Annotated in this window: 9 protein-coding genes and 1 rRNA gene; 6 read left to right on the top strand and 4 right to left on the bottom strand. The window is 49.3% G+C overall.

Translation table 11 applies throughout. The annotated features are described in order from the left end of the window. Nucleotides 1–109, top strand: a 5S ribosomal RNA gene (gene rrf, locus JBO43_RS21455); the annotation flags it as partial. A gap of 91 nt (nt 110–200) precedes the next feature. Here rrf and mobB read toward each other — a convergent pair. Together mobB and mobA are read right to left on the bottom strand one after the other, a co-directional pair. Next, nucleotides 201–707: a molybdopterin-guanine dinucleotide biosynthesis protein MobB gene (mobB, locus tag JBO43_RS21450; RefSeq protein WP_095284063.1), complete on the bottom strand. Its 507-nt coding sequence runs from the start codon at nt 705–707 to the stop codon at nt 201–203. Continuing rightward, entirely contained in the window at nt 704–1,288 is a 585-nt protein-coding gene (gene mobA, locus JBO43_RS21445) for a molybdenum cofactor guanylyltransferase MobA (protein ID WP_095284062.1), read from the bottom strand. The genes mobB and mobA overlap by 4 nt, the downstream gene beginning before the upstream one ends. Nucleotides 1,289–1,356: 68 nt before the next feature. Here mobA and JBO43_RS21440 point away from each other — a divergent pair, with 68 nt between their 5' ends. The 3 genes from JBO43_RS21440 to dsbA all read left to right on the top strand — a co-directional run bounded on the left by JBO43_RS21440 (nt 1,357) and on the right by dsbA (nt 3,338). Next, nucleotides 1,357–1,626: a YihD family protein gene (locus JBO43_RS21440; protein WP_095284060.1), complete on the top strand. Its 270-nt coding sequence runs from the start codon at nt 1,357–1,359 to the stop codon at nt 1,624–1,626. Nucleotides 1,627–1,701: 75 nt separating this feature from the next. Then, nucleotides 1,702–2,688: a serine/threonine protein kinase gene (locus tag JBO43_RS21435; protein WP_202675009.1), complete on the top strand. Its 987-nt coding sequence runs from the start codon at nt 1,702–1,704 to the stop codon at nt 2,686–2,688. A 26-nt stretch (nt 2,689–2,714) separates the two neighbouring features. Continuing rightward, complete coding sequence (gene dsbA / locus JBO43_RS21430) at nt 2,715–3,338, top strand: thiol:disulfide interchange protein DsbA (RefSeq protein ID WP_202675008.1); 624 nt, start codon at nt 2,715–2,717, stop codon at nt 3,336–3,338. 15 nt (nt 3,339–3,353) lie between these two features. On the opposite strand, the gene JBO43_RS21425 is transcribed toward dsbA, so the two are convergent. After that, the gene (locus JBO43_RS21425; protein WP_095284056.1) at nt 3,354–4,262 is read right to left on the bottom strand and encodes a 1-acylglycerol-3-phosphate O-acyltransferase, YihG family; all 909 of its coding nucleotides are present in this window, start codon (nt 4,260–4,262) and stop codon (nt 3,354–3,356) included. Nucleotides 4,263–4,700: 438 nt separating this feature from the next. Here JBO43_RS21425 and polA point away from each other — a divergent pair, with 438 nt between their 5' ends. Further along, nucleotides 4,701–7,493, top strand: a complete 2,793-nt coding sequence (polA, locus tag JBO43_RS21420) for a DNA polymerase I (protein ID WP_202675006.1) — start codon at nt 4,701–4,703, stop codon at nt 7,491–7,493. Nucleotides 7,494–7,659: 166 nt separating this feature from the next. Next, nucleotides 7,660–7,707: a small protein SpfP gene (locus tag JBO43_RS23300; RefSeq protein WP_071892919.1), complete on the top strand. Its 48-nt coding sequence runs from the start codon at nt 7,660–7,662 to the stop codon at nt 7,705–7,707. A gap of 101 nt (nt 7,708–7,808) precedes the next feature. Here JBO43_RS23300 and yihA read toward each other — a convergent pair whose 3' ends face one another. After that, the gene (yihA, locus tag JBO43_RS21415) at nt 7,809–8,435 is read right to left on the bottom strand and encodes a ribosome biogenesis GTP-binding protein YihA/YsxC (RefSeq protein ID WP_095284052.1); all 627 of its coding nucleotides are present in this window, start codon (nt 8,433–8,435) and stop codon (nt 7,809–7,811) included. Nucleotides 8,436–8,905: the final 470 nt, after the last annotated feature.

The raw sequence follows: 8,905 nt of genomic DNA, 5'->3' as shown, positions 1-8,905 counted from the left end.
GCTTTAGCGCGGTGGTCCCACCTGACCCCATGCCGAACTCAGAAGTGAAACGCCGTAGCGCCGATGGTAGTGTGGGGTCTCCCCATGTGAGAGTAGGGAACTGCCAGGCATCAATTAAGTGAAGAGGCCATCCGGAAGGATGGCCTTTTTGCGTTTTTGTTATTTATATAAATAAGCCATAAAACTGAAAAACCGCTCAATTATTTCCCCGCCATCCACGCCTGAATAAACTCGACGATCGCATTAGTATCATTTAAATCCAGCACTGGAACTTCAAGCGACAGCGAAACGTCAGTGGCCACTGCAATAACATGCTGATCCACAGTTAACTCATCGATCTCATGCCCCGCATCGCTTCTGAAAAGCAAAATCTTGGGCACTGATTCATGTTTAAACCCCTCGACCAGCACCAAATCCAGCGTTGAATGGTCCATTCGGCTTACAAGATAATTCAGATCCAAACTTTCTGTTTCGAGGGTCTCCGTCATTAATGCCCATCGCTGCGCGCTGGCTACCATAGTTTGCGCCGCGCCGGCTTTACGCAGCTCGTAACTGTCTTTCCCCGGCTTATCGATATCCATGTTGTGGTGAGTGTGCTTAATCAATCCTGGACGGATTCCCTTAGCACACAGAGCCGGGATCAACTTTTTGAGAAGCGAGGTTTTCCCGGTACCGCTCCATGCGGCGATCGCTAAAACAGGTTTCATTCTTTCCCCTGCATCATTTGCAAATCCTCAGTAGTGTTCACGTTAATAAAAGCAGATTTCAAATCACTAAAATCAACGGAATGGCCGCCAGACTGATGCATAAACACCATGACTCGTCGTTCTCCCGCAGCCAGATAAGCTTCTAATTCAGGGATTAATTTCCGGTTAACAAGCGCAATCGTTGGATGATCGCGCTCGCCGTCATGAACCCAGACAACGGGCGCATCTTCACGTTGATGAATCAGCCGCTCAGCAAGGCTGGAGGGGATAAACGGCGTATCACACGGACAAAAGAGGAACCATTCCCCGTCAGATTGCTGCATAACGCTCAGCATTCCGGCCAGTGGACCAAGGTAATCTTCTTGGTTATCCTGGTAGACCGGATTTCCGCTTTGCCGATAAATATCGATGTGGCGGTTAGCGCTGATAGCGATGGTTTCCACTTGATTACTAAGCGTAGCGGCAACATGCTGCCATAATGGCTTGCCATTAAGCTCTTGTAAGCCCTTATCTTTCCCGCCCATTCTCGTCGCTCTTCCCCCGGCTAGAACGACGCCGATCACTTCTCGGCACTGATTCACTAATGTCGCCTCTTTTATTGTGGGATTGACCCTGCTAACGTGTTCCTATCAATGAAAGGAGCACGACAATGAAATGTAAACGTCTGAATGAAGTTATCGAACTTCTCCAGCCAGCCTGGCAAAAAGAGCCAGAACTCAACCTGATGCAATTTTTACAGAAACTGGCGAAAGAGTCAGGTTATGACGGTGAACTGACCGACCTTTCTGATGACATCCTGATCTACCATCTTAAAATGCGTGATTCTGATAAAGATGCGGCCATTCCGGGCATTAAGAAAGATTATGAGGAAGATTTCAAAACTGCACTGCTGCGTGCCCGTGGCATAATTAAAGAGTAAAACCTTGTAAGCGGCGCCACCGAAATCGCTGTGAAATGATATCCTGAATCATTCGTATAATTTCCGGATGATCGGATGAACGACACGGCTTTTACTTTCCAGACATTAAACCCGGATACCATTATGGATGCCCTCTTCGAACAGGGTATTCGGGTGGATTCCGGGCTAACTCCCTTAAACAGCTACGAAAACCGCGTCTATCAATTCCAGGACGAGGATCGTCAGCGCTTCGTCGTCAAATTTTATCGGCCCCAACGCTGGTCGGCTGAGCAAATTCAGGAAGAGCATCAGTTCGCTCTCGATTTGGTCAACGATGATGTTCCGGTGGCCGCACCCATTCAGTTTAATAACCAGTCACTGCTCACGCATCAAGGATATTACTTTGCTGTTTTTCCGAGCCTGGGTGGCCGCCAGTTTGAGGCGGATAATATCGATCAGATGGAGTGGGTTGCTCGTTATTTGGGACGAATCCATCAGACGGGACGTAAAAAAGCCTTCAACGTACGCCCTACGATCGGGATTCAGGAATATTTGACGGAACCCCGCCAGGTATTCGAAACATCAACGCTGATTCCGAAAGCCTTGAAAGTGAATTTCCTGAAAGCCACGGATGCCCTTATTGCGGCGGTAACTGAGCGCTGGGACGATCAAACAGATATTCTGCGCCTTCATGGTGACTGCCACGCCGGGAATATTCTCTGGCGCGACGGCCCGCTATTTGTCGATCTCGACGATGCGCGTATGGGGCCAGCGATTCAGGATCTGTGGATGCTGCTGAATGGCGATAAAGCCGAACAGCGAATGCAGCTTGAAACTATCATTGAAGCCTACGAAGAGTTTAGTCCCTTTAATTCAGACGAAATCGCCCTGATTGAACCTTTACGAGCTATGCGACTTGTATATTATCTCGCTTGGCTAATCAGGCGTTGGGACGATCCCGCGTTTCCTAAAAACTTCCCGTGGTTGACCGGGGAAGATTACTGGCGTAGCCAGACAACCACCTTTATTCAGCAAGTTAAGGTTCTACAGGAACCGCCACTACAATTAACGCCAATGTATTAATCGGACACATCAGGAGAAATTTGATCATGAAAAAAATATGGCTGGCGCTGGCAGGTATGATTCTGGCATTTAGCGCATCTGCTGCTCAATTCAGCGATGGCAAACAGTTTACTACCATTGAAAAACCGGTCGCCGGTGAGCCTCAGGTGCTTGAGTTCTTCTCATTCTATTGCCCTCATTGCTATCAGTTTGAAGAAGTTCTGCACGTTTCTGATAACGTGAAGAAAAAGCTGCCTGAAGGCACCAAAATGACCAAGTATCATGTCGAATTCCTGGGTCCTTTGGGTAAAGATCTGACGCAAGCCTGGGCTGTTGCTCTGGCGCTGGGCGTGGAAGATCAAGTGACGGCGCCAATGTTTGAAGCCGTACAGAAAACCCAAACCGTTCAGACCGTTGCCGATATTCGTAAAGTTTTTGTTGATGCCGGCGTGAAAGGTGAAGATTACGACGCAGCATGGAACAGCTTCGTGGTGAAATCTCTGGTCGCTCAGCAGGAAAAAGCTGCCGCTGATCTTCAGTTGCAGGGTGTTCCTGCAATGTTTGTTAATGGCAAATATCAGGTTAACCCGCAGGGCATGGATACCAGCAGCATGGATATCTTCGTGCAGCAGTATGCCGAGACCGTGAAATATCTGGTTGAGAAGAAATAAAAGTGAAAACGCCGGTCAGAGACCGGCGTTTTTGTTTGTAGATTTTAAATCGTTTATGAGCACATCTTTATCATTCCACAACGTATTCAGCCACAGCTGGAAGCGACGTTTGAAATTCTTATCATTGATGTAATCACCGTGTAGCTCTTCATTCACGGGCACCAGATTTACTCTCACCACGATCCGCGTCAGCTTTCCGCTCAACATATCGTAGAACGGTGTTGCGTCATTTTCTGGATAGCACAGAGTGACGTTCAGCAATTTATCAAACTGCTCTCCAAGAACATTAAGCGCCATCGCAATCCCTGCCGCTTTAGGCGGCAATAAGTTTTTATAAGGGGAGCGAGTTTGCTGGCGCTTCATTTCCGTGAAGCGTGAGCCTTCCACGAAGTTAACGATCGTCGTCGGATGTGCGCGGAATTTTTCGCAGGAGCGCCGCGTCGTTTCAACATCTCGACCGCGACGTTCCGGGTGACGAATAAGATAGCCGCGAGAATAGCGTTTCATAAACGGCATATCCAGAGCCCAACAGGCCAGCCCGATAAACGGTACCCACGCCAGTTGCTGCTTAAGAAAGTATTTATTCATTGGGATATGTTTGCGAAACAGCACGCATAACACCACGATATCTGCCCAGCTATGGTGATTACACAGCAGCAAATACCAATTTTTCTTGTTCAGGCCTTCTAGCCCTTCGATATCCCATGTCAGATGCGGATTCAGACGCAACAACAGCGCCAGACCTTCACACCAGCAGTACATCATAAAATTGCAGAACGCAGATACCGCTCGCCAGACGCCAGGAACAGGCAATAGCAGCTTAATGATTCCGGCAATGATGATCGGAACAGAACAAGCGATGGTCACCAGGATGGTTAAAATGATGCTTAACAGTAATGTTATCGCAGCGAGTAATCTCGACATGATGAGCTTTTTCAGGTAGTTAGCTGGATTCTGGCGGCCAGATCGCTGCGCAGGGCGCTGATTTTACCAGAAAACGAATAAAAGCAGGCGGCTTTCACTCTGAGAGGGTCGGGCAAATGTGCCTCAACAGAGTATTTGTCTGCAAAACAGGATTCACCGTTTCTTATATCCACATAGAGCAAATAGTCATCAATTGGAAATATGCCAACAAGATCTATTAATAACATACTGATAAAATTGGATAAATAATTAAAACAAGATCCGGTAGTGACACGATTATTCATATGAATTAAAAGTATGCACAAACTTATCCACAGTTTGATTTTGCGAGCGATCCTGACGATCGCAAAATCTTTTCCTGTATTCCGAGCTAAAAACTGATGTTTTCATCCTTCTGTGGCATCCTTTAGCCATTAATTGATTAAAGGCACGGACATTATGGTTCAGATCCCAGAAAACCCTCTTATTCTCGTCGACGGCTCTTCATACCTGTATCGGGCGTATCATGCGTTTCCTCCTCTGACCAATAGCGCAGGAGAGCCAACCGGCGCGATGTACGGTGTGCTGAATATGCTACGCAGCCTGATCCTTCAATATCAGCCGTCCCATGCAGCCGTGGTATTCGATGCGAAAGGTAAAACGTTCCGCGATGAGCTGTTTGAGGATTACAAATCCCATCGTCCGCCAATGCCGGACGATCTGCGCGCGCAGATTGAACCACTGCACACTATGGTGAAAGCAATGGGCCTGCCGTTGCTGGCGGTCTCTGGTGTCGAAGCTGATGACGTCATCGGTACCCTGGCACGTGAAGCGGAGAAACTGGGCCGTCCGGTGCTGATCAGTACGGGTGATAAAGACATGGCGCAGCTGGTTACGCCTGGTATCACCCTGATCAATACCATGACTAACACCATTCTTGGGCCGGAAGAGGTCGTCACCAAATATGGTGTACCACCAGAACTGATCATCGACTTCCTCGCCTTGATGGGTGACTCCTCGGATAACATTCCGGGCGTGCCGGGCGTAGGTGAGAAAACCGCGCAGGCGCTGCTGCAGGGACTCGGTGGATTGGATACGCTGTATGCCGAATCAGACAAAATCGCCGGGCTGACGTTCCGGGGTGCCAAAACCATGGCCGCGAAGCTGGAGCAAAATAAAGATGTGGCTTACCTTTCCTATAAGCTGGCCACCATCAAAACTGACGTTGAGCTGGAACTCACCTGCGAACAACTCGAAGTTCAGCAGCCAGTTGCAGAAGAGCTCCTCGGCCTGTTTAAGCAATATGAGTTTAAACGCTGGATAACCGACGTCGAAGCCGGGAAATGGATGCAGGCGAAAGGCGCGAAACCTGCCGCTAAGCCAAAAGAGACCATCGTTGTTGATGCCGAAGAGGAAGTGGAAGAAGCAGCCAGTACGCTCTCCTTCGAAAACTACGAAACGGTACTCGAAGAAGTGCAGCTCGTCGCCTGGATTGAGAAACTGAAGAAAGCACCGGTCTTCGCATTCGATACCGAAACCGACAGCCTCGATAACATCTCTGCCAATATGGTCGGACTATCCTTTGCCACAGAGCCGGGTATCGCCGCCTATGTTCCTGTCGCGCATGACTATCTGGACGCGCCGGACCAAATCTCCCGTGACCGCGTGCTTGAGCTGCTCAAACCGCTGCTGGAAGATGACAAAGCGCTCAAGGTGGGGCAAAACCTGAAGTACGATCGCGGCATCTTGCAGAACTACGGCATCGAGCTGCGCGGTATCGCCTACGACACCATGCTGGAATCTTACATTCTGAACAGCGTGGCGGGCCGTCATGATATGGATTCGCTTTCCGATCGTTGGCTGAAACATAAAACCGTCACCTTTGAAGAAATTGCCGGGAAAGGAAAAAACCAGCTGACGTTTAACCAGATTGCCCTGGAAGAAGCGGGTCGCTACGCGGCTGAAGATGCTGACGTGACGCTACAATTGCACCTGAAAATGTACCCGAAACTGCAAAAGCAGGAAGGGCCGCTGAACATTTTCGAGAATGTCGAAATGCCGCTGGTGCCTGTGCTGTCGCGTATTGAGCGCAACGGCGTTAAAATCGATCCAGCCGTTCTGCACAAGCATTCGGAAAAGATTGCCCTGCGTCTGAACGAGCTGGAACTTAAAGCACACGATATTGCTGGCGAGCCCTTCAACCTGGCGTCGACCAAACAGCTGCAAACGATTCTGTTTGAAAAACAGGGTATTAAACCGCTGAAGAAAACCCCGGGCGGCGCACCATCGACGTCTGAAGAGGTGCTGGAAGAACTGGCGCTGGATTACCCGCTGCCCAAAGTCATTCTTGAATACCGTGGTCTCGCGAAGCTTAAATCGACGTACACCGATAAGCTGCCGCTGATGATCAACCCAAAAACCGGTCGCGTTCATACTTCTTATCATCAGGCGGTTGCCGCGACAGGACGATTGTCATCAACCGATCCAAACCTGCAAAACATTCCGGTGCGTAATGAAGAAGGGCGTCGTATTCGTCAGGCCTTTATTGCCCCGAATGACTACCTGATTGTCTCTGCCGACTACTCGCAAATCGAACTGCGCATCATGGCGCACCTGTCACGTGACAAAGGTTTGTTGGCCGCGTTTGCTGAAGGAAAAGACATTCACCGCGCGACTGCAGCTGAAGTCTTTGGTTTGCCGTTAGAGAGTGTCACTGGCGAACAGCGCCGCAGCGCGAAGGCGATCAACTTCGGCCTGATTTACGGCATGAGCGCTTTTGGCCTCTCCCGTCAGCTCAATATTCCGCGTAAAGAGTCGCAGAAGTACATGGATCTCTACTTCGAGCGTTATCCTGGCGTTCTGGAATACATGGAACGCACTCGCGCCCAGGCGAAGGAAAAAGGCTACGTTGAAACGTTGGATGGCCGTCGTTTGTATCTGCCTGATATTACGTCCAGCAATGCGGCTCGCCGTGCTGGCGCGGAACGTGCGGCAATCAACGCCCCGATGCAGGGGACAGCCGCGGATATCATCAAGCGCGCCATGATTGCGGTTGATGCCTGGCTGGAAAACGACAAACCACGCGTAAAAATGATCATGCAGGTTCACGATGAACTGGTGTTTGAAGTGCACAAGGATGATCTGGAAGCCGTCTCGAAAAAGATCCATGAACTGATGGAAAGCAGCATGAAATTAGATGTGCCATTGCTGGTGGAAGTGGGGAGTGGGGTGAACTGGGATCAGGCTCACTAAGGGTTAGACGACAAAGCGGCTGATTATGTAAGTAAGCAACATAACAGCCCGCTTTTTGTGACAATCATTAGATTTACCTATGTAAAGAGTGAAAAAAAACTACAAAAAGTGCTTTGTCCAGCGATAAAAAAAGAGTAGAGTTATCGATGTAGGGTACAGAGGTAAGATGTTCTATCTTTCAGACCTTTTACTTCACGTAATCGGATTTGGCTGAATATTTTAGCCGCCCCAGTCAGTAATGACTGGGGCGTTTTTTATTGCGGCAAAGAAAATATTTGGACCAAAAAAAAGCGCGGTCATCGCCGCGCTTTTTTATTACTCTTCCGCTTCTGTCGCGGGTTCTATGCCGTTATACCAGCTGTCGAGCTTGTGACGCAGTACATCCACGCCCTGCTTTTTCAGGGATGAAAACGTTTCGATCTGCACATCACCGCCAAATTCTACAGCCGCGTCCCGCACCATTTTCAGCTGTGCTTTACGCGCCCCACTCGCCAGTTTATCGGCTTTGGTCAGCAGCACCAGCACCGGGATTTCGCTCGCCACACCCCAGTGGATCATCTGTTGATCGAGATCTTTAAGCGGATGGCGGATATCCATGAGCACAACCAGACCTTTCAGGCACTGGCGTTTTTCAAGGTACTCACCCAGCGCACGCTGCCATTTGATTTTTACCTCTTCTGGCACTTCTGCATAACCGTATCCCGGTAAATCCACCAGGCGTTTGCCTTCGGCGACTTCGAAAAGGTTGATCAGCTGAGTACGACCAGGTGTTTTTGAGGTACGCGCCAGGCTTTTCTGGTTAGTGAGCGTATTCAGGGCGCTGGATTTACCCGCATTGGAGCGGCCAGCAAATGCCACTTCAATACCCGTATCGGGCGGTAAGTGGCGAATATCAGGCGCACTGGTGACAAAATGCGTCTGTTGGTAGTTCCAGTTAGTCACGGGGTCGTCTCCTAAAATCTTATTCTGAAGGGGAGTATACCTGAATGCAGACAAAAGGCTTTTCACTTCGCTCCTGGGCAAGATTAAAACCATTGGCATTGTAAGACATCGACCATCATCGCTATGGGAGATTTAAGAGAATCCTCATGCGAAAAAAAACACAAAGCATTTAAAATCAGTTGGTTGATTATCTGGAATTATCCGAAAGTTCTATTTTGGACTATTTAGCGGCTTGTCTGACGCACTGAAAAAGGTAAAGTAGCACCCACGGCGAGGATGCCAACAGGATAAAGACTTAAGGAAGAGGGTCAGGAGCGCCAGGAGGCGAAGACTCAGGACCACAAGGGATCGTACACGCCTGGAGGCGTTTAAAAGGGAAAAGGAACCGTATCACGGACGGTATCCGCTAAAGGATAAACAGGGCGAGTTGTTGGCAAACACGGAATGTTTGACCCGTTAAGGGTTGAGAG

It is taken from the genome of Lelliottia jeotgali, assembly GCF_016771845.1.
GTDB lineage: Bacteria > Pseudomonadota > Gammaproteobacteria > Enterobacterales > Enterobacteriaceae > Enterobacter > Enterobacter jeotgali.
The sequence above is the reverse complement of the archived record's forward strand: the minus strand, read 5'-3'. Positions and strand labels throughout refer to the sequence as shown.